The sequence below is a fragment of the Micrococcus sp. H39-S4 genome (assembly GCF_027158145.1).
Taxonomy (GTDB): domain Bacteria; phylum Actinomycetota; class Actinomycetes; order Actinomycetales; family Micrococcaceae; genus Micrococcus; species Micrococcus luteus.
On record NZ_JAPVLT010000013.1, the window covers coordinates 25,415 to 48,878 of the forward strand.

18 protein-coding genes and 2 pseudogenes are annotated in these 23,464 nt (G+C 72.4%); 16 read left to right on the forward strand and 4 right to left on the reverse strand.

The features are described from left to right. Window positions 1-18: 18 nt before the first annotated feature. Window positions 19-282: pseudogene (locus tag O3T09_RS10890) on the forward strand (IMP dehydrogenase); the annotation flags it as partial. A 44-nt stretch (window positions 283-326) separates the two neighbouring features. Here the strand turns inward: O3T09_RS10890 and O3T09_RS10895 are convergent. Next, entirely contained in the window at window positions 327-554 is a 228-nt protein-coding gene (locus O3T09_RS10895) for a sulfurtransferase TusA family protein (protein ID WP_002855519.1), read from the reverse strand. A 52-nt stretch (window positions 555-606) separates the two neighbouring features. After that, window positions 607-1,734, reverse strand: coding sequence for a YeeE/YedE family protein (locus O3T09_RS10900; RefSeq protein ID WP_020627049.1), 1,128 nt, complete (start codon window positions 1,732-1,734; stop codon window positions 607-609). A gap of 167 nt (window positions 1,735-1,901) precedes the next feature. Between O3T09_RS10900 and O3T09_RS10905 the strand changes: the two genes are divergently transcribed. The 5 genes from O3T09_RS10905 (at window position 1,902) to O3T09_RS10925 (ending at window position 6,537) form a co-directional block, all read left to right on the forward strand. Then, on the forward strand, window positions 1,902-2,606 hold the full coding sequence (locus O3T09_RS10905; protein ID WP_043281415.1) for a hypothetical protein: 705 nt from the start codon (window positions 1,902-1,904) through the stop codon (window positions 2,604-2,606). Window positions 2,607-2,745: 139 nt separating this feature from the next. Beyond that, window positions 2,746-4,290, forward strand: coding sequence for an alanine/glycine:cation symporter family protein (locus O3T09_RS10910; RefSeq protein ID WP_043281416.1), 1,545 nt, complete (start codon window positions 2,746-2,748; stop codon window positions 4,288-4,290). Window positions 4,291-4,388: 98 nt separating this feature from the next. Next, a complete protein-coding gene (locus O3T09_RS10915; RefSeq protein ID WP_010079843.1) occupies window positions 4,389-4,979 on the forward strand; it encodes a DinB family protein in 591 nt (196 codons plus the stop codon). An 11-nt stretch (window positions 4,980-4,990) separates the two neighbouring features. Beyond that, entirely contained in the window at window positions 4,991-5,518 is a 528-nt protein-coding gene (locus tag O3T09_RS10920; RefSeq protein WP_020627046.1) for a hypothetical protein, read from the forward strand. Window positions 5,519-5,706: 188 nt separating this feature from the next. After that, entirely contained in the window at window positions 5,707-6,537 is an 831-nt protein-coding gene (locus O3T09_RS10925; protein WP_020627045.1) for an alpha/beta fold hydrolase, read from the forward strand. Between the two features lie 7 nt (window positions 6,538-6,544). Here O3T09_RS10925 and O3T09_RS10930 read toward each other — a convergent pair whose 3' ends face one another. After that, window positions 6,545-7,282 carry a Pr6Pr family membrane protein gene (locus O3T09_RS10930; RefSeq protein ID WP_020627044.1) on the reverse strand — a complete coding sequence of 246 codons (738 nt, stop codon included), beginning with the start codon at window positions 7,280-7,282 and terminating at the stop codon, window positions 6,545-6,547. 104 nt (window positions 7,283-7,386) lie between these two features. Between O3T09_RS10930 and O3T09_RS10935 the strand changes: the two genes are divergently transcribed. Then, on the forward strand, window positions 7,387-7,836 hold the full coding sequence (locus O3T09_RS10935; protein ID WP_020627043.1) for an SRPBCC family protein: 450 nt from the start codon (window positions 7,387-7,389) through the stop codon (window positions 7,834-7,836). A 45-nt stretch (window positions 7,837-7,881) separates the two neighbouring features. Here O3T09_RS10935 and O3T09_RS10940 read toward each other — a convergent pair whose 3' ends face one another. Further along, window positions 7,882-9,630 (reverse strand): ABC-F family ATP-binding cassette domain-containing protein, encoded by a 1,749-nt coding sequence (locus O3T09_RS10940; RefSeq protein WP_020627042.1) that lies wholly within the window; start codon window positions 9,628-9,630, stop codon window positions 7,882-7,884. 61 nt (window positions 9,631-9,691) lie between these two features. Here O3T09_RS10940 and O3T09_RS10945 point away from each other — a divergent pair, with 61 nt between their 5' ends. From O3T09_RS10945 to cas2, 9 genes and pseudogenes are all read left to right on the forward strand, one after another. Next, window positions 9,692-10,870 (forward strand): cystathionine gamma-lyase, encoded by a 1,179-nt coding sequence (locus O3T09_RS10945; RefSeq protein ID WP_269295542.1) that lies wholly within the window; start codon window positions 9,692-9,694, stop codon window positions 10,868-10,870. 189 nt (window positions 10,871-11,059) lie between these two features. After that, entirely contained in the window at window positions 11,060-12,691 is a 1,632-nt protein-coding gene (locus O3T09_RS10950; protein WP_070709796.1) for an amidohydrolase, read from the forward strand. A 223-nt stretch (window positions 12,692-12,914) separates the two neighbouring features. Next, on the forward strand, window positions 12,915-13,835 hold the full coding sequence (locus tag O3T09_RS10955) for an SDR family oxidoreductase (protein WP_020624952.1): 921 nt from the start codon (window positions 12,915-12,917) through the stop codon (window positions 13,833-13,835). 556 nt (window positions 13,836-14,391) lie between these two features. Next, a complete protein-coding gene (cas7g, locus tag O3T09_RS10960; protein WP_070709798.1) occupies window positions 14,392-15,636 on the forward strand; it encodes a type I-G CRISPR-associated RAMP protein Csb1/Cas7g in 1,245 nt (414 codons plus the stop codon). A 2-nt stretch (window positions 15,637-15,638) separates the two neighbouring features. Next, on the forward strand, window positions 15,639-17,204 hold the full coding sequence (csb2, locus tag O3T09_RS10965; protein ID WP_041105073.1) for a type I-G CRISPR-associated protein Csb2: 1,566 nt from the start codon (window positions 15,639-15,641) through the stop codon (window positions 17,202-17,204). Next, entirely contained in the window at window positions 17,201-20,017 is a 2,817-nt protein-coding gene (gene cas3g / locus O3T09_RS10970) for a type I-G CRISPR-associated helicase/endonuclease Cas3g (RefSeq protein ID WP_269295543.1), read from the forward strand. Before csb2 ends, cas3g begins: the two co-directional genes overlap by 4 nt. Before the next feature lie 2 nt (window positions 20,018-20,019). Continuing rightward, window positions 20,020-21,033 carry a hypothetical protein gene (locus tag O3T09_RS10975; protein ID WP_269295545.1) on the forward strand — a complete coding sequence of 338 codons (1,014 nt, stop codon included), beginning with the start codon at window positions 20,020-20,022 and terminating at the stop codon, window positions 21,031-21,033. A gap of 46 nt (window positions 21,034-21,079) precedes the next feature. Next, a pseudogene (gene cas1 / locus O3T09_RS10980) lies at window positions 21,080-22,651 on the forward strand (CRISPR-associated endonuclease Cas1). Beyond that, entirely contained in the window at window positions 22,561-22,953 is a 393-nt protein-coding gene (gene cas2, locus O3T09_RS10985) for a CRISPR-associated endonuclease Cas2 (protein ID WP_245231879.1), read from the forward strand. Before cas1 ends, cas2 begins: the two are co-directional and overlap by 91 nt. Window positions 22,954-23,464 lie beyond the last annotated feature (511 nt).

Consider the following 23,464-nt stretch of genomic DNA (forward strand, 5'->3'; position numbering starts at 1 on the left):
GGTGGCGGCGGCCGCACGCTCCGCCCCGGCGGGTACCTCGGGTTCGTGGGCGTCTCCCACGACCAGACCCTCGACGGCTCCGACCTCTTCGGCCGGCAGATCCACCTCGAGGGCGGCCCCGCCCCCGTCCGCCGCTTCCTGCCCGAGCTGATCGAGCGCATCCAGTCCGGGGAGATCCAGCCCGGCCGCGTGTTCACCGCGCGCATGCCGCTCGACGACGCCGCCGAGGCGTATCGGGCCATGGACGAGCGCCGCGAGATCAAGGTGCTGCTGGAGGTCTGAGGCCCTCCGCGGCGGGCGGAGGTGCCGAGAGGCTCCGCCGCCCCTCAGCCCTTCTTCACGGTGATCGTCCACTCTGCGGCGCCGCGCTTCACGAAGTCGGTGACCTCGTGGCCGTTCTCCGCGGCCCAGCGGGGCAGGGAGTCGGTGGCCTGGGTGCAGTCGAAGTCGATCACGAGCTCGTCCCCGGAGGGGATCTGCTGCATCGCCTGGTTGGCCTCCACGAGCGGGAAGGGGCAGACCTGGCCGTCGGTCTCGAGCAGGTGCTTCGCCATGGTGTTCTCTCCTTGGTGTCGGTGGTCAGAGGTCGTGCGCGGGCGGGCCGGCTCAGCCGATCGGCGTGAGCTTCACGGGGCGGGCCGTCCCGGCGTCCGCCGCCGCGCCCTCGGCCGAGGCGAGGCCGGAGCCGGGGGCGGGGACCGGCGTCGTGCCCTTGCCGCGGTGGTTGAGGATGAAGAGCTTGGCCGCCAGGCCGGTGCCGAGCACCATGAACACGAGCGCGGTCCAGCCCTGGAAGCTGAAGGTCGCGGTGTTCACCATCGCGTTGCCGATGGTGCAGCCGCCGGCCCACGCCGCGCCCCAGCCCATGCCGAGGCCGCCGATGATCGAGCGGACGGTGGTCTGCGCGTCGGGCACGCGGACGCGGAACTCGCCGGAGGCCTTCGCGGCGATGAACGAGCCGATCAGCAGGCCCGTCACCATCAGCACGCCCCAGTCCACGAGCTCGAGTTCGCCCGTGCCGAGGAACGCGCCGATGTTCGCGGACGGGCCGGTGATGCCCAGGCCGGACTCGCGGCCGGTCGCCCAGGAGAGCGGCCACGCGAGGATCGCCAGCACGCCGATGATCGCCGCGGTGACGAACGGGTGCCACGCCTTCTCGGTGAGCACGTGCGCGAGGCCGGTCTTGGCGGCGGGCAGGCGGAAGCGGGTCATGGCCGCCTCGCGACGCAGGTGATGACGCACGGCCAGGCCGACGCCGGCCACGAGCAGCGCCACGAACACCCACGGGGACAGCCCCGTGAGCTGCTGGAACGAGCCCGTCTGCGTCTCCACGGAGCGGACGGCCTCGGTGGTGCCGGCCAGCGGTCCCTTGCGGAACGCGGTGGCGCCCACGATGTAGAAGATCAGTGCGAACCACGAGCCCACGAGGCCCTCGCCCGCGCGGTAGTACGTGCCGGTGGCGCAGCCGCCCGCGAGCACGATCGAGAAGCCGAAGATCAGGCCGCCGATGATCGTGCCCAGCCACGGGAACGTCTCCGCCTCCAGGGTGATCACGCCCAGGGCGTCGAGGGCGAACACGCCCACCGACTGGACGGCCACGATCACCATGAACGCGGTGAGCCATCGGGTGGACCGGATAGTGAACAGGTCGCGGAAAGCGCCCGTGACGCAGAAGCGTCCGCGCTGGAACACGAAGCCCAGGACGAGGCCGAGGAGGAGTCCGGTGATGATCATGCCTGCCATGAGACAGGGTGCGGCCGGTCCCGCGCGCCGGGCAGGACGTGCGGGGTAACAGTCGCAGGGCTGTGCCGGAGACGACGCGCGGGGGCGCCGTGGGCGACGCTTGACCCTCCCCTTGGGGGAACGCCCACGCTGGGATCACCTGAGAGAAAGGTCGCCCCATGAGCCCCCCGATGACCGTCGGCGAGTTCGCCCTCGCCACCGGACTGAGCGCGAAGGCGCACGCGGCCGAGCTGCGACGCCGCCGCGACCTCGAGGACCGCGCGCTCGCGCTCGCGGTCGCCGGTGTCTACGCGGCCCCGGATCCTGACGACGACGGCGCCCCCGCCCGTCCCGGCCCCGTGGCGGAGCGCACGGTCGGGCCGACGCCGTGGGCCGGCGTCGTGCAGCGGGTGGCCCTGGACGAGGCTGGTGAGGAGGCGACCACCGAGCGCGCGAACGACGCCTTCGCGACGCTGTTCCAGGCGCTCGCGGAGGCGGGGTCGGCACCGGCCGGGCCGCCGTGGACGGCACTGCGTCCGGTGCCGGGCACCGCCGACGTCGTGGAGACCGTCCTGGCCGTCCCGCTGAGCGGCCCGGCTCCCACGGGCCTCAGGGTCGGCGGGCACGAGGTGGTGACCGGGGCGCTGCCGCGCCGCGTGGAGCGGTACGTGGACGTGCGGGCCGATGCGGGCGAGGTCGACCTGCTCGACGACGCCCCCGGCGGCGCGCTGCCCCATCCGGACCTGCTGGGACTGATGGACGCGTTCGACGTGGAGGATGCCGGCGCCGCGCCGGAGATCCGCCAGATCCTCGCGGACCCGGACGCCGGCCACGTCGAGCTGGCGATGACGGTGCGGGAGGAGGCGGGAGCGGGGCAGGGGTGAGCCGGCGCGGGGACGGCACGGCGTGTCTGGCCGGCCGACCCTGCCGGTCCCGCGCAGACCCCCCGGGGGCTCAGGGGTGCCCGAGGTGGCCCGAATGTGATGGAGTGCACGGATCCTGTCCACGACCTGGGAAGTGACCATGGAGCAGTTCGTCACCGCCGCCAACTCGATCATGTGGAGCCTGCCCATGGTCGTCGGGCTCCTCGCCCTGGGCCTGTACTTCACGATCCGCATGGCGGCTCCCCAGGTGCGGCTGCTCAAGGACATGGTGGGCCAGCTGGTCAGGGGAGGATCGTCGTCGGCGGGGATCAGCTCGTTCCAGGCGTTCGCCATGGCCCTGGGTGGGCGCATCGGCGTCGGCAACATCGCGGGCGTCGCGGCCGCGATCTACCTGGGCGGCCCGGGCGCGCTGTTCTGGATGTGGGTGACGGCGATCCTCGGCGCCCCCGTGGCGCTCGTGGAGAGCTCGCTCGCACAGCTCTACAAGCACAAGGTCCGCGGCGAGTACCGCGGCGGGCCCGCGTACTACATCCTCGAGGGGCTCGGCCGGAACTGGCGGTGGCTGGCGGTCGCCTACGCCGCGGCCACCGTGTTCGCCACGGTCTTCACCGGCCCGCAGATCCAGGCCAACGCCGTCACCGCCGCCACGACCGAGGCGTGGGGCTGGGACCCGCTGTGGGTGGGTCTCGGGATGGCCGTGCTGTTCTGCGTGATCGTGTTCGGCGGCATGCACCGCCTCGGCCGCACGGTGGGCCTCGTGGTCCCGTTCATGGCCGGCGCGTACATCCTGGTGGGGCTCGTCGTCGTCGCGGTGATGTGGCAGGAGGTCCCGGCCATGTTCTCCCTGATCTTCACCAGCGCCTTCGCCGCCGACTCCGTCTACGCCGGCATGCTCGGCGCCGCCATCGCGTGGGGCGTGCGCCGCGCCGTGTACTCCACCGAGATCGGCACCGGCTCGGGCGCCCAGGCCTCCGCCGCCGCCCACGTCTCCCACCCGGTGAAGCAGGGCCTGGCCCAGGCGTTCTCCGCCTATGTGGACACCCTGTTCGTGTGCACCATGACCGGCCTGGTGATCCTGTCCACCAACAGCTTCAACGTGCTCGGCACGGGTGAGGGCCCCCCGATCGTGGAGCATCTGCCCGGCGTCGAGGAGGGCCCGGCCTGGGTGCAGATCGGCATCGACGTCGTCCTGCCGTCCTTCGGTCCGTCCTTCGTGGCCGTGGCGGTGTTCCTGTTCGCCTTCACCACGCTGCTGTCCTTCGCGTTCTACGCCGAGACGAACCTCGCGTACCTGATCCCGAACAAGAAGGCGCAGCGCATCTGCATCGCGGCCGCCCGCCTGCTGCTGGCCGCCTCCATGGTCATCGGCTCCGTGCAGACCTCCGCGTTCGTGTGGTCCCTTGCGGACTTCGGTGTGGGCCTGTACACGTGGGTGAACATCCTCGCGCTCGTGCTCCTGAGCCCCGTGGCCATCCGCCTGCTCAAGGACTACGACCGCCAGCGCCGCGCCGGCCAGGACCCCGTCCTGGACCCGGCCGCCATCGGCGTCCGCAACGCCCACCTGTGGGAACAGATCCACGCCGCCTACGAGCGCACCGGGGACGTGGACGAGGCCATGGACCACGTCGCGGACACCGCCCCGGACACCCGGGCCATCACCGTGGTCCCGCGCCGGGAGGGCTGAGGACCGACGACGGCGGCCCGGGGCGCCGGACGTCCGCGACGACGTCGGGCCACGGGCCAGGGCCGTCCGCGCGGCCTGAATCCCGGCAGGCTCACCCCATGGACCACAAGGAGATCCTCCATCAGGGGCTGCGCCGGCAGCGCGACGCCCTCTTCGCGAAGCTGGACGGCCTGCCCGAGCGGGAGGTCCGCCTGCCCCGCACCCCCACCGGCACCAACCTGCTGGGCCTGCTCAAGCACGCGGCCACGTGCGAGCTCGAGTACTTCGGCGAGGTCTTCGGCCGCCCCGCCGGCATCCCCCTGCCCTGGGACGCGCCGGGGGTGGGCGAGGAGGACGGCGCGGACCTGTTCGCCGCCGAGGACGAGACCCTCGAGGACGTCCTCGACTACGCGCGGCGATGCTTCGCGCACGCGGACGCGACCATCGAGGCCCTCGTCCTCGACGCGCGGGGGCGGGTCCCCTGGTGGCCCGCGCACCTGGCCGAGGTGACTCTGGCGCAGATCCTCTCCCACGTGGCCCTCGACGCGGCCCGCCATGCCGGCCACGCCGACATCCTGCGCGAGGGGATCGACGGGCAGGCCGGCCTGCGCGGCCCCGGGGACAACCTGCCCGGCTGGGACGCCGAGCGGTGGGCCGCGCACGTGCGGCGGCTCGAGGGGATCGCCCGGGGTGCGGGCCCGGTGCGCTAGCGTCCGCGGTGATGACTCCCCGCTCGCTCGCCGGTCTGGCCCTCACCGTCGCCGCCCTGATGTCCGCCTTCGTGCTGATGGCGCCGACGGCGCCGGGGCTGTTCGTCGGCGTGCTCACGGTGGGGACCTTCGGGTTCGGCCCGTTCTACGGGGAGCCCTCGCGGCAGCTCGTGGACCGGCCGTGGAGGCGGGACACGCGCTGGCGCGATCTCGCCCGCCGGGTCCGCACCGACTGGCTCTCCCGGCAGCTGGGCGCCGTCGGCTGGAACGCGGCCATCAGCCGCCGCATCACCGGCCGGGCCGACCTGCGGCGCATCCGCACCGCCGCCGTGGGCTCCCTCGTCAGCCACGCCGCCTCCGCGGGTCTGCACGCGGTGGCGGGCGTGGCGCTGGCGGCCGTCGGGCATTTGGTCTGGGGCGTGGTCGCGGTGGCCCTGGGGCTCGTGGTGCACGCCTGGCCGGCCCTGCTGCAGGTCTCCGTGCTCGGGCGCATCGACGGACTCCAGACGCAGATCCGCGGGGACCAGCTGCTCTGGTGACCGGCCGGCACCGGGCGGCCCGGCCGAGCACTTTGTGGGCCGAATCCGACGGATGAGCCCCTGAATCGGGCACGGGAGCGTCGCATTCGGCCCGCAAAGCGGTGGGGAGGGGGCAGCGGGGAGAGGGTGGCGAGGAGAGGGCGGCGGGGAGAGGGCGGCACCGCGCGCTCAGCCCTACGCTCGGACCCATGACCGAGCACACATCCGAGCACACCCCCGAGAACCCCCACGTCGTCCGCCGCGGCTCCGGCGTCCCGCTGATCGCGGTGCACGGCAACAGCGTGGACCACCGGCTGCTGCTGCCGCTCGACGACGCCCTCGCCGAGGCCGGGGAGGTCGAGCGGATCTACGTGGACCTGCCGGGCTTCGGCCGGACCTCGGCCCTCCAGGACGACGGCGGCCTCCCCGAGCTCGCCGCCTGGCTCGTGGACTGGATCCGCGCGGAGGTCGGCGAGCGGCCGTTCGCGGTGCTCGGCAACTCCCTCGGCGGCCTGCTCGCCCGGCACGTGGCGGCCGAGTTCGGCGCGCAGGTGTTGGGGCTGGGGCTGCTCGCGCCCGTCGTCGACCCGGACGAGGACCGGCGCACCCGCACCGACCTGGTGGTGCGCGAGCGCGACGACGCCTTCATGTCTACCCTCGACCCCGACGACGCCGCCCCGTTCCTCGAGATGTCCCCGCGGCTGACGCGGGACACGTGGGAGCGGTTCCGCGAGCACGCGCTGCCGGGCGTCCGCGCCGTGGACGAGGAGGCGCTGAAGCGCCTGTCCGCGCGCTACGTCCTGGACGCCGTGCCGGAGGAGGCCGCGCCGCCGTTCGAGGGGCCCGCCCTGATCCTCACCGGCCGGGAGGACCACCTCGTCGGCTACCGGGACCAGGCCGCGCTCCTGGAGCATTACCCGCGCGCCACCTACGCGGCGCTCGACGCCGCCGGCCACAACGTGCACCTGGACCAGCCGGAGGTCGCCGAGGCGCTCGTCCGCGCGTGGGCGGTGCAGGTGGGCCGCGCGGCGTCGGACTGAGGCGGGGTCAGGGGGAGGGACGGGCCTCCACCCGGGCCTCCGCCTCGGCGCCCGCCCCCACCCCGACGCCGGCCCGCGCCAGCAGGCCGTCGGCCACCCGCAGCAGGGCGGCGACCGCCACGAAGAACACGAGGATCGCCACCACGTAGACGGCGACGCCGTCGTAGCCCAGCCGCGGGACGTCCAGGATCGTGTACGGGTACCAGTCCAGCCACGGCCCGCGCAGCAGCGTGAACGCCAGCCAGGCGAGCGGGATGAGCGTGGACAACCACACCACCCGCCACGTGATCTGCCGCCGCGGCCCGAAGACCGCCCACAGCACCGGGGTGAGGATCGGCGTGACGATGTGCTGCAGGGTGTCGTTGAACCGCTCGACGGCGGTCATCGGGTCGGCGTCCCGCAGCAGCACGTTGAACACCACGCCCGTGATCACGATGCACACCACCCCCGTCACCCGCAGCACCCGGAACAGCGTGCCCGGCCGGTGCAGGCGCAGCGCCAGCAGCAGGGACGTCAGCCCCACCAGGAAGTTCGAGAGGAACGTGAAGTACGTGGGCTGGTTGAGCATGTGCTCCCAGCCGCCCTCGAGCACGCCCGCGTAGCCCGCGTCGGCCGGCAGGTCCGAGGACTTCCACGAGCCGATCCACAGTGAGAGCAGGTTGCCGCCCAGGGACAGGGCCGCGGCGACGGCGAAGGCAGGCCGCGCCGTCGTCGTCCAGCGGCCGGAGGGGGTGGGGAGGGTCATGCGCCCATCCTGCCGGAGCGCGACGCCGCCCCCGGTGCACTGGCCGAGCCGCTCGGGCCGGCGGGCGTGTCCCGGCCGGCGGTCCGGACCCTACGCTCGGCACCATGATCCGGACCCCCTGGACCCGCACCCCCGCCGGCGCGAGGCGCGCGCGCCGCCCCCGACAGTTCCGCCGCGTGACGACGACCGGGCCCGCCGCCGTGGACGTGGCCTGGGCCCGCTACGCCGACCTGCGCCTGTGGCCGCGGTGGGCTCCGCAGATCCGCGCCGTGGAGGCGCCACGGCGCCGGCTGCGGGCCGGGCTTCGCGGCGTGGTCCACGCGCCCCTGGGGCTGCGCGTCCCGTTCGTGGTCGAGGAGGTCGACGATGACGCCCGCACCTGGCGGTGGACGGTGCGGGTGGCCGGGACGGCGGTCTCCATGACGCACGACCTCACCGCCACCCCCCGCGGCACCCGGGCGGGGCTGACGGTCCACGGGCCCGCCGTCGTCGCCCTGGCCTACCGACTGCCGGCCCGCGTGGCGCTGCGGCGGCTGTGCCGGGCGCACCTCTGAGGGCGGACCGCCGGGCCGGGCCTGTGGCCAGGGGCCCCGCCCGCCTCACACCGCCGCGGCGTCGGTCCGCAGCTCGACGCGCGGCCAGTCGGCGAGGTCGGCGAGCATCTGCCGGTCGTGGGTCACCACGACGACGGCCTGCTCCGTGACCTGCAGGGCCTCGGTCATCTCGTCCACGAGCGCGGGGGAGAGGTGGTTCGTCGGCTCGTCCAGCAGCAGCACGTGGGGGCGCTCGATGAGCACCATCGCCAGGTGCAGACGGGCCTGCTGCCCCTGGGACAGGCGTCCGACCGGGGTGTCCGCGGCCTCGGCGGTGAGCAGCCCGAGCGAGGGCAGCGTGGGGGCCGGCAGGGGACGGCCCAGGTCGTCGACGCCGGCCTCGTCCGCGCCGACGCGGCGCACGTGCTCCTCGAACACGGCGGCGGCGGTGCGCTCCTCGTCCCACGCGGGGGTCTCCTGCGCCACGAGGCGCACGCGCACGTCGGCGCCCACGGTCACCAAGCCGCTCGTGGGCTCCAGGTCCCCGGCGAGCACGCGCAGCAGCGTGGACTTCCCGGCCCCGTTCGGGCCCGTCACCAGCACGCGGCCGCCCGGCACGAGGGCCGCGCCCATCGGCTGCTCGAGCCGCCCGGCCACGCGCACGGCGTCCGCGGTGAGCAGGACGTCGTCGCCCGCCGTGCCCGGCCCGCCCGCCGTGCCCGCCGCCGCGTCCGCGCCGTCCCGCGGGTCGCCGTCGGGCATGTCCGCGAACGGCCAGTCCAGGCGCAGGGGCGGCTCGGGCACGGTGATCCGGTGCGCCTCCAGCTCGTCGAAGCGCCGGTTGAACATCTGCACGATCCCCGCCGACCGGCTCGAGCGCTGGTGCTTGCCGGTGCCCTTCGGGGGCCGCCACGAGCCCTGCATCTGCTCCCGCGCGTCCTCCACGGCCAGCTCCAGCCGCTCGCGCTCGGCGTTCTGCTCGGCGTACTCCTGCTCCCAGGCGGCCCGGGCGCGGCGGCGCCCCTTCGCCCAGCCGGCGTACCCGCCGGAGTACCGCCGCGGCCGCCCGTCCTGGCTGGGATCCAGGTCCACGATGTCGGTGCACACGGCGCGCAGCAGGGCGCGGTCGTGGCTGACGACGGCGACCCCGCCCGGGTGCTCCACCAGCCGGCGGGTGAGGAAGTCCAGGGCGACGTCGTCCAGGTGGTTGGTCGGCTCGTCCAGCAGCAGCAGGTCCGGCCGGGAGCCGAGGGTGACGGCCAGGCGCACCCGGTGGCGCTGGCCGACCGAGAGCGATGTGAGGGGGTGCTCGCGGTCCGTGCACGCGTGCAGCCCCTCGAGGTCCATGTCCACGCGCCGGCCGGCGTCCCAGGCGTCGTAGAGGTGGGCCCGCTCCAGCGCGGTGGAGTACCGGTGTCCGGCGCCGGCGTCGTCGGGGGCCTCGGCCAGGGCGGCCGCGGCGGCGTCCAGGGCCTCGAGTGCGGCGTGCGGGCCCGTGAGGGCGTCGCGGACCAGGTCGCCCACCGTGCGGGAGCGCCCGTCGGCCCGCGCCCGCAGCGCCTGCGGGACGAACGCGAGCGTGCCCGCCCGCGTCACGCGGCCGACGTCGGGCGTGATCCGGCCCGTGAGCACGTGGAGCAGCGTGGTCTTGCCGCGCCCGTTCTCACCCACGATCCCGAGCCGCGAGCCGGCGTTGATCCGCACCGTGGCGTCCGTGAGCACGCGGTGCCCGCCGAGCGAGACGGTCAGGTGCTCGCCGCGCAGGTGGGCGGCGGGCCCGGCGGGCAGGGCGGGGGAGGGAGGGCCGGAGGTCATGTCCGCCAGTCTAGGGAGGGGGCGCGCTGCCGCGTCCGGGGTCGGGACTACGCTCGGGGCCATGTCCGCCGCCCCGCCGCCGCCCGCCTTCGGCACCGTCCTGCACCACCGCGCCCACGGGATGGCCCCGGGGGAGTCCATCTCCCCGCCGCTGGTCCACGCGAGCGCGTTCCACCTGCCCGGCGCGGACCCGGACGGCGCCCCCACCGCCCCCGGCGCGGACGTGCCTTTCCAGTACGCGCGCTGGGCCACGCCCACCTGGTCCGCGCTCGAGGCCGCCCTGGGCGCGCTGGAGGACGCCGACGTCGCCGTGGTCCCCTCCGGCATGGCCGCGATCGCCGCCGTCCTGCTGCCCCTGCTGCACCCGGGGGACCGCGCCCTCCTGCCCGCGGACGGCTACGGGCCCACCCGCGCCCTCGCCGCCGAGCACCTCACGCCCCGAGGCGTGCACGTGGACCTGGTCGCCACCCAGGGGCTCGCCCATGCGGACCTGAGCGACTACGACCTGGTGCTCGTGGAGACCCCCTCCAACCCGGGGCTGCGCGTCGCGGACCTGGCGGACGTCGCCGCCCGCGCCCACGCGAACGGCCGCCGGGACGGCGCGGGGGCCCTCGTGGTGGTGGACAACACGCTGCTGACCCCCCTGGGGCAGCGCCCGCTGGAGCTGGGGGCGGACGTGGTCGTGGCCTCGGACACGAAGGCCGTCAACGGGCACACGGACGCCCTCGGCGGGCACGTGGCCAGCCGGGACCCGCAGGTGATGGCGCGGGTGCGCGGCTGGCGGACCCTGGCCGGCGGGATCCTGGGCACCCACGAGGCCTGGCTCATCCACCGCGGTCTCGAGACCCTCGAGGTCCGCTTCGCCCGGATGTGCGCCTCGGCGCAGGCGGTCGCGGAGCTGGCCGCGGGCCACCCGGCGGTGCGCGCCGTGGTCTACCCGGGGCTGGCGGACCACCCGGACGCGGAGGTCGTGGCGCGTCAGATGACGGCGGCGGGCGGCCTCGTCGGGCTGCGGTTCGCGGACGCGGCGGCGGCCGAGCGGTTCATCGCCGCGGCGCAGTACGTGGTGCCGCAGACCAGCTTCGGCGGCACGCACACGGCGGCCGAGCGCCGCGCCCGCTGGGGCGACGACGTCCCGGACGGTTTCGTGCGTCTGTCCGTGGGCGTGGAGCCCACCGCCGAGCTGCTGGCCGACCTGGAACGCGCGATGACCGCCGCGGGCGGCGGGCCGACCGCCTGACCCGCGCCCTCCGCACTTTGTGGGCCGAATACGACTCTCCCGGGGGCTCTGGGGCCCGGGAGAGTCGTATTCGGCCCTGAAAGTGAGCGCCGCCGAGACCTCACCCTGACCCGCGTCCCGGCTACGCTCGCGGACGAGGCCGCCCACCCGCGCCTCGCCCGCCCGCCCCGCCCCAGGAGACCCGCCCCCATGCAGCTCGACCTGATCGTGGAGAACGCCTGCCTCATCACCGGCGACCCCGCCCGCCCGTCGGCCTCGCGGCTGGGGGTGTGGCGGGGCGTCGTCGTCGGGGTGGACGAGGAGCTGGACGGCCTCGCGACGCGCGAATGCCTCGACGCGCGGGGGCGCACCGTCCTCGCCGGGTTCAACGACGCCCACGCGCACAGCGTCTGGTTCGGCCAGTCCCGGCTGGACGTGGACCTCGAGGGCGCGCGCACCGCGGAGGAGGTCCACCGCCGGGTCCGCGCCCGCGCCGCCGAGCTCGACCCCGGCGCCTGGGTGACGTGCACCGGCTTCGACCCCGGCCACCTCACCGGACCCCAACCGGACCGGGACAGCCTCGATGCCGCCGCCTCCGGGCGCCCCGTGCTCATCCGCCACAACACGGGCCACGCCGTCACGGTGTCCGGGGCGGTGCTGGTCCTGGCCGGCGTGGGGGAGCAGGTGCTGCAGCAGCCCGAGGGCGGGCGGATCCTCACGGACGCCGCCGGCCGGCCCACCGGTCTGTTGGAGGAGACCGCCATGAGCCTGGTGACCCGGCTGCTGCACCCGGAGTCCCACGAGCACATCGGCGCGTGCCTGGCGCGGGCGTCGCAGGAGTACGCGGCCGAGGGCATCACCTCGGTGACCGATGCGGGGGTGGCCGGCGGGTGGATCGGGCACAGCCCGCTCGAGTTTGGCGCGTATCAGCGCGCCCGGGACGCGGGGCTGCTGCGCACCCGCTTCCAGACGATGGTCACCCTGGACGCGCTGCACTCGGTGGACGGCCATCCCGACGACGGCACGCACCTCACCCTCGACGCCGGCGTGCGCACGGGCGTGGGCGACGAGTGGCTGCAGATCGGGCCGGCGAAGGTGTTCACGGACGGGTCGATGCTCGGGCAGACCGCCGCGATGACCGAGGACTACTGCGGCCACGGTCATGGCCGCGGTTACCTGCAGCAGGACGCGGGGGAGATGCGCCGGGCGTGCCTCGGTGCGGCGGCCGCCGGCTGGGCGCTGGCCCTGCACGCGATCGGCGACGCCGCCCTCGACTTCGCCCTCGACGTGATCGCCGAGGCGCGGGGCCGGTTCGGGCGGCCCGTGATGCCGCACCGCGTGGAGCACGGCGGGGTGGTCCGCGACGATCAGGTGGCCCGTATGGCCGAGCTGGAGGTCGTGATGGCCACCCAGCCGAACTTCATCAGCGCGTTCGGCGGGTCGGTGCGGGAGCGGATCGGGCCGGAGCGGGCCGCGCTGTCGTACCCGGCCGGGCGGCTGCTGCGCGCGGGCCTGGTGCTGCCGGGCAGCTCGGACCGTCCCGTGGCCGGCGGCCGCCCGCTGGAGGTCATCCAGGACTTCGTGCTGCGCCGCACCGAGACCGGCGAGCAGTACGGCCCGGACGCGGAGCGGCTCACGGTGGCCGAGGCCCTCCACGCCTACACGGTCGGCTCCGCGGAGGCGACCGGCTGGGGCGGCCGCAAGGGACGGCTCGTCGCAGGCCAGCTCGCGGACTTCACGGTGCTCAGCGAGGACCCTCGGGCGGTGCCGAGCGAGCAGATCGCGGCGATCGACGTCGTCGCCACCGCCGTGGGAGGGGAGTTCGTGCACGGCGGACTGTGACGCCCGGCCCCGGCACCGGCCCCGACTCCTCGCGACGAGCCCTGCGATATGGCCCCTAAACGCGTGGTTTAGGGGCCATATCGCAGGGCTCGTCATCCGGGGGAGCGGGTGGGGCACGTCCGGTGACCCGGCGGTCAGCCGTGGCTCTGCTGGGGGGCTGCTCCCTACGCTCAGAGGACGGCGCGCAGACCGCGCGTCGCCCCGAGACCGTGAGGAGCACCCCGTGGCGCACGACGACGCGAACACCACCACCACCGACCAGCTCACCCTGCAGGACCCCACGAAGCGCTACCCCGTGATCAGCCCGCCGGAGCAGTCGCTGCCCGGCACCGGCCTGGACGCGGAGATGACGCCGAAGGCCGACCTGGGTGAGAAGTCCTACCGCGGCACCGGCCGTCTCGAGGGCCGCAAGGCGCTCATCACCGGCGGTGACTCCGGCATCGGCGCGGCCACCGCGATCGCGTTCGCGCGCGAGGGCGCCGACGTCGTGATCACCTACCTGCCCGAGGAGGAGAAGGACGCCCAGCACGTCCTCGAGGTCCTGCAGGCGGAGGGGCGCACCGCCGTCGGGATCCCCGGTGACCTCCGCGACAAGACGTTCTGCGCCGACCTCGTGGCCCAGGCGGTCGAGAAGCTCGGCGGGCTGGACGTGCTGGTGAACAACGGCGGCAAGCAGGTGGCGCAGGACTCGATCGAGGACATCGACGACGAGCAGCTCGAGGCCACCTTCGACATCAACATCCTGGCCCAGTTCCGCCTGGTCAAGGCCGCCCTGCCGCACCTGAAGCCGGGCTCCACGATCATCAACACCACCTCCGTGGTCGCCTACATGGCCCCGGAGCAGCTGGTGGACTACTCCTCCACCAAGGCCGCCATCAACACCTTCACGAAGGCCCTGGGCCAGCAGCTGGCACCGAAGGGCATCCGCGTGAACGCCGTGGCGCCCGGTCCGATCTGGACCCCGCTGCAGCCCTCCGGCGGCCAGAAGCCGGAGGCCCTGCCGGAGTTCGGCCAGTCCACTCCGCTGGGCCGCGCCGGGCAGCCCACCGAGCTGGCCCCGGCGTACGTGTTCTTGGCCTCGCCGGAGTCCTCCTATGTGGTGGGCGCGACCATCCCGGTGACCGGCGGCATGCCGACCCCGTGAGGTGAGGCCTGTCAGGCGGGGCGTGTACCCCGCGATAGACAAGGTGACGGTCGTGGTCGCCTCCGGACACCGGAAGCGCCCACGACCGTCACCTTGTCTGTGGGGTGGGGCTGCAGGCTCCACAGCCTTGTGCGGAATCACCTGATGGAGCCCGGCGGTGTCGCGCGGAGCCGGCTCAGCGAAGACGCGGAGATCCCGCGTGGTGTGCGTCTGGGCGCAGTTCTCAGGCACAGACCTAGCCTCAACGAAGGGGGTGGGTGACTCCGCGCGACGAAGACGACCCTACGTGAGGACGCGCGTGCTGGGGAGGCGTCCCCATGGCGCGCGGGGCAGGCGGGCCAGGGGATGTACCCCTACTAGCTGATAGTAAGTATGCGAGTGAGAACTTGCTAAGAGGGTTCCATTATTGACCCTGTGCGCCCGCTCTGTCAGCATCTGTGTCATGCCTCACCGAGGCTTCCGACCACTCGATCTTCGCGCGGGAGGCGGACACGTTAAGCGGGGGCAGCGCCCGAGCGAATGGGGCGGCCCCGAGACCAGGACGAAAGGCCGCGTCATGTCTGACTTCGACACCCTGTCCCTCGAGGACCTCCTCGCCGCGTGTGCTCCCGGGGGGAGCACCTCACTCTTGTCGGAGACCCCGCTCCGGCCCGCCGGCGGCCCCGGGGCGGTGATCGCGCCGGCCAAGGTGATCGAGGGCCGGGGTGAGACCACCTACGCCTACGAGCGTCGGATGGAACTCGACGAGGCCGGTCAGCCGCGACCGGTGTGGACCGTCGTCGTGGACAGCAAGCAGTCGGTCTCCAACCGGGACGAGGACGCCATCATCTCCGCTCGGCGGGATCAGGGGACACCGGAGGGAGAGGCGCTGCGCAAGGTGCCGACCATCGAGGTGCGTTACGGAGAGGCTGTCGAGTCGGATCTCTCCCTGCCTCATCGTGCGTTCGACGGACACATCCGGGCGGCCACCCTTGACGGTGCTCCCGTGACGCAGACCGAGGCCTACCGTGCACTGCGGGACGCCACGAAGCTCGACGCCCGGGCTCTGCTGGACGCCGCACCGACGGCCTTGGTCCTCGGCGCATGGGACTCCACTCGGAAGTCGCATCAGGGCCGCTACCAGTCCTGCATGACGGGTGAGACCATCGGCGTTCTGGCCGACCAGGACCAGGAGGGCGGGGCGCCGCGGACCAATCGGCGCGCAGCTGGCCGTGTGGACCCCGTCGCGGCGAGCGTCAAGCCATCGGCCAAGGACGTCGAGGCACTGGTCAAGGCGCAGGCGGGTGAACTGAGCGCCAAACTGCAGGACAAGGTGCTCGCCGAGGCCAAGAAGAAGGGGGAGACCGGATCGTCCATGTCCACGCTCGGCCTGGGCCACATCCCGCCGGTCCTCGGCGAACTGGGCGGTGTCGCGTGCCGTTCCATCATGCGACGACGCCTCCTGTCCTTTTCCGCGCTCCGTCAGCTCCGCTTCGGCGGCACGACGGAGCAGGACGTGGCGTGCCGCGCCCTGCTCGCGGCCTACGCCCTGCTCGGCATGGCCCTCTCGGACCGCGAGCTGCATCTGCGTGCGAACTGCCATCTGGTCGAATCCGATGAGCCGACCGTGACCCTCGACCTCCGGTACGGCAAGTCCCGGGCGCTCGCCCCCATCACGGACGAGGTGGCCGTCCAGGTGTTCGAAGCGGCGCTGGCGCATGCGAAGTCGGTCGCCGGTGTCGAGTGGAACGGGCAGACCATCCAACTGGTGGGCGACCCGGCGATCCTGGGCGCCGCCAGCACCGACGACGTCGAGGTGTGACCGTGGGCGGACTCGTCATCAGCGCGGACTTCCCGCTGGGCGTCTACACGGGCCACGGGCCGGACGGCGGCGCAGAGCGATTCCCTGATGTCGCGAGGCTCTTCTCGGCCCTCGTGCAGGCGGCCGCTGCGGGGACTCTTTCGACGGGGGATCCTGAGGCTCCGTTCACGGCAGAGTCGTTGGCCGCCCTGGACTGGCTCGAGGAGCATCCGCCGGATGCGTTGGTCCTGCCTGGTCACACGCCCGTGGCACCTGGCGTGCGACGCTTCGCGTACCGGAAGGAGGGGGTCTTCCTCAAGGAGGTCGGCAAGACCAACTACAAAGTGACCGGCCGGCCTGTCTCGGACGGAACTGCGCTCGGCGGCCCCGTGCAGTGGGTCTGGGATGACGGGCCCAGCGGGACGGACACACAGGTCTGCTCAACTCTGGAACAACTCTGCGCGGACGTGCCCCATCTCGGAGAGGCGTCGTCGCCCGTACGTCTGACGGTGCACGAGGGGGAGGGCCTTCCGGCGCCCACGCATCGACGTGACCGGAATGCAAGTCTGCGTGCGGTCCCCGGTGCGGTGCGGCAGGCGATGCCGAATCCCGGACGGAGGGCAGAGCTCGACCGTGCCCACGCGGCAACGACGCTGGGGCGGAAGCCCTCGGCCAGCGGCGACAAGCACACGACGTCGGCGGTGCCGCATGCCGCCCTGCCGCCGCGCGACCACCTCCGGAGCGGGATCTTCGCGTCGGTCGAGCAACACGAACCTGACGTTCCCTGGACCCAGGTGCTGGCGGTCCCCGTCATCGGGGCCAACTCCACTGTCCCTGAAGAGCGGTACGTGAGTGTCTGCGTCGCCCTGCACCGCGCGCTCGTGTCGCGCCTGGGACCCGACGCCCCGCCGGAGATCACCGGCCGTTATGCGCCGTCCGATGCCCCACCGGCCAACCGTGTCGCACTCCACCTGGTGCCGGGGGACCTTCCGGCCCTGCCGTTCTCGGACGGACGGGATCGATTCCTCGTCCTCGTGCCGCGAGGGATGCCCGGGCCCGCCCTGGGGATGCTGGCATCAGCCGTGGCCGGCGTCCGCCGTGTCGTCACCTCAGAGCACCAGCTGACCGTCGCCCCCGAGGAGATCGAGGTGTATGACGGGGCGCAATTCTGGAAGGCCCCGCCCGAGGGTGCGGTGCGGACGTGGGACGCCCAGCCGGCCGTGGTCGTAGAACGACGGCTCAAGTCGAAGCCCCCGATCCGGGACGTCGACCTGGCTGCCGCATGGTCTCTGGGCAATGTGCTCCGCGACCTCGAACCGGCGTTCACGACGAAGGACCCTGTTGCTCGACACGCAGCGGTCGTGGAGAGCGGAGCGCGGCTTCGGGGCAGGGCGTTCCGCACGCTCACGCCGACGGCGTACGTCCACCGTACGGACCGCCGCAGCCCCATCGAGCCGTTCCGCCTCACGCTCACTCTCAGTACCGTCGTGCCTGATCGGGCCATCCTCGCGCTCGGTCAGAGCCGTCATCTGGGCTGCGGACTGCTGGTGCCCACGGACATTCCCGGATCGACCCAGGAGCGGTCATGAACGTCAATGACAAGGCGGCCTTGACCGTCGCCATCGATGAGTTCGACGAGTTCTTCGCCGCCGTGAACCATGGCCGTGAGCCCTACGCCTGGCAGCGTGCTCTGCTGAGGCAGGTCGTGACGACGGGACGCTGGCCTGACGCCGTCGTTGCGCCCACGGGCGCTGGCAAATCGAGCGTCTTGGAGGTGCACGTCTTCGCGGTGGCCATGACCCACGCACCCGGGTGGGAAGGGGCCCGGGCCCCTCGTCGCCTCTGGCACGTGGTGGGGCGCCGAGCGCTCGTTGACGACATGGCCTCCCGGGCCGAGGGTGTGTTCGACCAGCTCGCCGAGATCACGGACGTCCCGGGTGAGGCGCCATTGAGCCGAGTCGCAGCTGCCCTGAGGCGCATCTCGCCGGCCGGGCAACCGGGCTCGGTGACAACGCTCCGCGGCGGGATCGCACCGGAGCGCGGATGGCAGGACGACCCGGTCTCCTGCCAGGTGATCTGTGCGACGCCGGACATGGCCGGCAGCCGGCTCCTGTTCCGGGGCTATGGCTCCACCGCAGGAATGCGTCCCCGCGAGGCGGGGCTGATCGCATACGACTCCGTGCTGATCCTGGACGAGGCCCATCTCAACCGGCAGCTGCTCACCACGGCTCGTCGTGTCGCGTCGCTCGCCGGTGAGTCACCTCTCGCCGCTCACGTGCCAGTACTGCAGGTCGTCGAGACGACGGCCACTCCGGCGGGACTCGCGCCGGCCCAGACTTCTATTGGCATCGAGCTTTCGGACATCCGCACGGGTGCCGTGGGGGAGGCGCTCCTGCGCCGTCTGGATCGTCCGAAGCCAGTCCATCTGCACCTGGACGGCCCCTGGCTCGTCGGGGGCACAGCGCGTGAAACGACGCAGGGAGCGCAGGAGATCGCCCGCATGGCGGCGGACGCCGTGCAGGCGGGACACACCCCCGTGGGGGTCGTCATGAACCGCGTCGCGTCGGCCCTGGCCGTGCACCGTGCCCTCCTCGGTCTCAATGGCGGCCTGGATGTCGCGCTCGTCGTGGGGCCGCGCCGCCGCTGGGAGCAGGCCCTCGAACGATCCCGGACCCCGGATGTCTACGTGGCGACCCAGGCGATCGAAGTCGGCCTCGACCTGGACTTCGGGTTCCTCATCACGGACATCGCGTCGGGATCGGCGCTCGCGCAGCGGGCGGGGCGACTCAACCGCACCGGGGCCCGGGAGTCCGCGCCCGTGCATGTGCTCTGCCCGTCCGCCGATCCCACGGCCAAGACGGCGGCTCCTTACGAAGTGCAGGACATCACCGACGCGCTCGAGTGGCTCCGGGACCGCGCAGAGGATCCGAAGGGGGTGAGTCCCGCTGCTCTCCTGGAGCACCCGGCCCCGTCCACCGCCCCGGCCAGGCCCGTCCTCAGTGAGATCGAAGCCGCGCGCGCGGCCCTGTTCAGCCGCACGTCCGAGGCACTGGCCGTCGAACCGGACTTGACGCTGTGGCTGAGGGACTCACTAGACGCGGAAACGGACGTCGCCGTCGTGGGCCGCCGGCTTCCCCGTCTCGGCGAAGACGCTGGAGAGGACTGGTCAGGGTTGGACCAGGCGGAGTCCGCGGCGTTGCTGACGACTGCCCCACCTCAGCCGCATGAGGCCTATCCGGTCACGCTCTCCCGGCTGCGCCTGCTGCTCGCCGGGGGCCGCCGCGGGCGGGCGACGCCCGCGTTCGTCCGTCGTGGACGCCAGTGGACGCTCGTGGATCCGGATGCCTCGGGTCACGGGATCGTCCCGGGAGATGTCGTCTGCGTCCCCCACGACTGGGCTGCCACACATCATCACGTCCTGGTCGAGGATGGCCGGGAGCCTGTCGGCGACGTCCTCGACCCGCGGTCTCCGGACGGAACGATGCTCTCGCTCGAGCCGGTGAAGGCCAGTCGGCGCAGGGTGGTGTTCATGACCGGCGTCGCCTCGCCTGGCGTGCAGGACTACCTTCGATGTTCCCTGTTGGAGGTCTGCGCGGGCCTGCAGGAGGCGGACGTTCCGCTGACCCTCCCCAGCGTGCTGGATGCGCTGGATGACCGGGGACAGTCCGCGTGGCTCACCGCTTATCTCGGCCAGTGGGCGGACCCGGACCTGGCCGCACGATTCGACGTGAAGGTCCACGTGGGTGGCCGGGCTCCCGACTCGCCGCAGCAGGCGGCATGGGTGGTGTTCGAGCTGCTGGACGCGGCCGATCCTGACGACGCCCAGCTGTCTGCGACAACCGGGCGCAGCCCTGTGTCCCTCGCCGATCACCAGAGGGACGTGGCAGACCGGGCCGGCGAGTTCGCCCAGGTTCTCGGCCTGCCTGAGAGTCTGAAGCGGACGTTGACCGTGGCGGGGGCACACCACGACGACGGCAAGAGCGACGAGCGTTACCAAGCCTGGTTGACCCAGGGTGTGGCTGGCGTGGACGAGCCGATGGCGAAGAGTCTGCTGAGCGCCCTGCCCTTCCGGCAGTCACGGTTCCTCCCCGCTGGCTGGCGGCACGAGCAACTGTCCGCCGCGATGCTCCGCGCGCATGCGGACGGGGCGGACGCACTGGCCCTGTGTCTGGTCGGAACGAGCCACGGACATGGGCGCGGCACGTTCCTGATGGGCGCGGAGAGCCTTGTCCACGCGGAGGCAGCCCCCCACGTCCGCACGGCCGCGGAGGAACTGTTCGACGTCGGAGTCTGGGACGCACTGGTCCTGTCCGTAGAGCAGACGTGGGGGCTATGGGCTGTGGCCTGGCTCGAGGCGGTACTGCGGGCCGCCGACGTGACGATCTCCAAGGAAGGACGATGAACATGGCCCGCACGACTGAGCCCGTGACGCTGGCAGGCACGTGGGACGTGCTGCTGTCCCATACGGCACTGCTCGGCGCCGCGATGATCGTGGAGGAGGAACTGGGAGCCGGTGCCGTGCGGCTGCGGTGGACCGACGAGCCGGACTCTCGACCGCAGTTGTGTGGGGCAGGGCTTGATGCCGCGGCCCTTGGCGGCCTCATCCACCGCCATGCGACCCGGCATGTCCAAGACCTGAGGGGCTGGCTGTACTCCACGGACGCAGTGGCCGGATCGTTGTTCTCGGCCCGGACCAAGATGCCGGCGTCCGAGCACGCGTGGGTCGACCTGCTGCACGATCGCACAGAGGCGGCGCGGCCATTGCGCGGGCTCGACTCGGCTCTCGTGGTGGGCTTGGGGGAGCGGGCCTGGTGGCACAGGACGAGCAAATCGTTCCGGCCTGACCATGGCGCGGCCGCCTGGGAGATGCGCACCAGGAACAAGGGCATGGAGTTCATCGCGCATTCACTCCTCCCCACGGGAAGGGCCGTGGCTGGCCGAGCGGTGGAGGCAGTGACCTCGGGCCTTCTCGGGACCACGGTGGAGGACGAACCGGGCAAGAACAAGCCGGATTCCCGCACGGCGACGGGCATGGCCCCCCTGGGGCCGGTGGATGCCGCGCGTGCCTGGGTGGGGCTGTGGGCGCTCGCGGCCTTGCCCGTCTGGGCGGACAGCCGCGGGCGGTCCGTTTCGTCCGCTCATATCCCTGCCCGCAGGGAGTCCTTGGCGCGGTTGTTGATGCCGGTGTCGACGTCCTGGGTGACGGTGGCGCGGATGCAGGCCGCCTTGCGCTCTCGATACCTGCTCGCGGCGGGGGAAGACGCGACAGGGCCCAGCCTGGGCTCAGCCGAGACAACGGCCGCTCAGGCGATCCTGGAGGAGTGGGGGTTCGCTCAGATCCTGAGCTTCCCCGTGAACGTCACCGGCAGTGCGTCGGCCCCGGAGCGGCGCACTCTCGCGGCGAGGGCGCTGAGATGACTGGGCACGACACGGGGAGCCGTATGCTGATTCGCTGCCATTCAGTCTGGTCGCGCACTGGAGTTTCTGCCCGCGTCGGGCATGGCTCGAGGCTATGGACGAGAAAGCGCCGAAGGTGGCGCAGATCCAGCAGGGAGTGGCGGACCATGCGCGGGTGGACGTGCCCACCACACGTGAGGCTCAGACGATGCGCGGCATCGACGTGCGCGACCCGTCTCTCGGCGTCCACGGGCGAGTCGACCGGGTCGAGCGACTCCCGTCGGGGCGTCTACGCGTCGTCGAGCACAAAGCCACCCCGGTGAAGCGAGCTGCCCGAATCAGCGACGCCAATCGTCTGCAGCTGGTACTACAGACGATGGCGCTCGAATCCCAGGGGAACACGGTGGAGGACGCCGAGGTGTACTTCACCACCCATCACCGGCGGGTCCCGGTCGAGATCTCGGCTGCGGACCGAAAGGCCGCCCGTGATGCGGTGGCATCGGCTCGGTCCGTGGTCAACGGGAAGACCGCTCCGGCACCGTTACTGGACGACCCGAGGTGCATGCGGTACTCCCACGCCTCCGTCTGCCTCCCTGAGGAACGGCAGGAAGCAGAAGTGCTGTCCCGAATCGTCCCGCCGGACCCTGCCGGTGAGACCCTGCACCTCACTGTGCCGGGGAGTCGAGCGAGCATGTCGGCCGGGCGGATCACGGTGGTGAAGGGCGATGAGCGGCTGGCCAGCATCCCTTTGGAGCGGGTGGCAGCCGTCGTGGTGCACGGCAACGTCGACCTCTCAGGAGCGTTGCTGCGGGAGCTGATGTGGCGAGGCCTTCCCTGTGTCTGGTGCACGGGGGCGGGGCGCGTCGTCGGATGGACCAATGGAGTCAAGCCGCCGAATGGCGGCGCACGCTTCCGTCAGTTCGCGGCATCGGCCGAAGGCCGAGTGGACATCGCTCGCGAGCTCGTGGTGGCCAAGGTCGCGAACCAGGCTACGATCCTCCGGCGTTTCGGAGGCATGCCAGCTGTGGTCAAGCGTCTTCGATCGGCGACGTGACTGGCGAGCACGGCGACGTCCACCGGCCAGTTGTTCGGAATCGAGGGCCGGGCCGCCGCAGAGTATTTCGCAGGATTCCCGGGACTGCTGGCGCCAGGTGTGGACGCGGGCGTGGCTGAGTCCTTCCCCGGTCGGGTCGGGCGAGGGGCCACCGACCCATTGAACATCGCCTTGAACTACGGGTATGGGATGCTCCTGTCCGAGGTGATCCGTGCGGTCCTGGCCTGCGGCCTGGACCCGCATGCCGGGGTGCTGCACTCCAGCGGACGGAACAAGCCGGCCCTGGCGCTGGACCTGATGGAGGAGTTCCGTCCGCCCGTGGTCGATTCCGCCATCCTGGCCGCGTTCAACAATGGCGAGTTGGGGCGACTGTCTTTCACTCATGTGCTCGGCGGCGCGCGGCTCATTCCGGCCGGCCGGCGCAAAGTGATCGCGGCGGTGGAACGGCGTCTCGGGACGGAGTTCAAGCACCCCGTCTTCGGATACAGAGTGACGTGGCGCCGCGCGATAGAGGTCCAGGCGAGGATGTTCCTCGGCGTCCTGGACGGCTCGCAGGAGGTCTACAAGGGGGTGCGAGTCCGTTGAGTGCCCGGGATCGTCTCCGGAGGCGGCTCATCGCCTATGACATTCCTGACGACCGCCGCAGATCCCGGGCGGCCCGCGTCCTCGAAGGGTACGGAGATCGAGTCCAATATTCAGTCTTCGTGGTGGATGCCTTGCCCGCCCAGTTCGTCTCCCTCCAGGCAGCCCTCGAAGCGGTGCTGGATCCGGGCGAGGACAGCGTGCTGGTCTGCGACCTCGGCCTGACGGCCACGCTTGGCGCAGAGCAGTTCAGCTTTCTGGGTCGATCACGCGAGATCACTGTGGATGGGCCCATCATCATCTGAAGCGAGCCAGGGACCTTCGCGAAGGCTCCGTCGATGTCCGGAATCCGGCGAGCCGTCGCATCAGAAAAGGGCTTGTCAGCCCACGGTTCATGGGTCGAGGCCGATAAGCATGGCGCTCCACGGACGCCTCTTGAGCCCAGGGCTCGCCGACGGTCGCGTCTGCCCATGTCAAAGGGCTGTAATCTGAGGTGCTGTCTCCGCTCCTGTGGGGAGCGGACTTCGTTGAGGCGTCGGGTAGCCCAGGCCGCGCTTGATCCAGGCCGTCTCCGCTCCTGTGGGGAGCGGACTTCATTGAGGCGGCATCCGCACCGTGTCCTCCCTCCTCGCGACCGGGCAGTCTCCGCTCCTGTGGGGAGCGGACTTCGTTGAGGCTGCAGCCCGTCAGGTCAAGCCCCATGAAGTGGTGTAGCGGCTGATTCCTTCGTTGGGGTTGTCAGGCGCTGAACTCGAGGGCGGGCGCGGTGTCGGGGTTCACCTCGCTTCCCGTGTTGCTGACGGTGGTGAGTCGGCA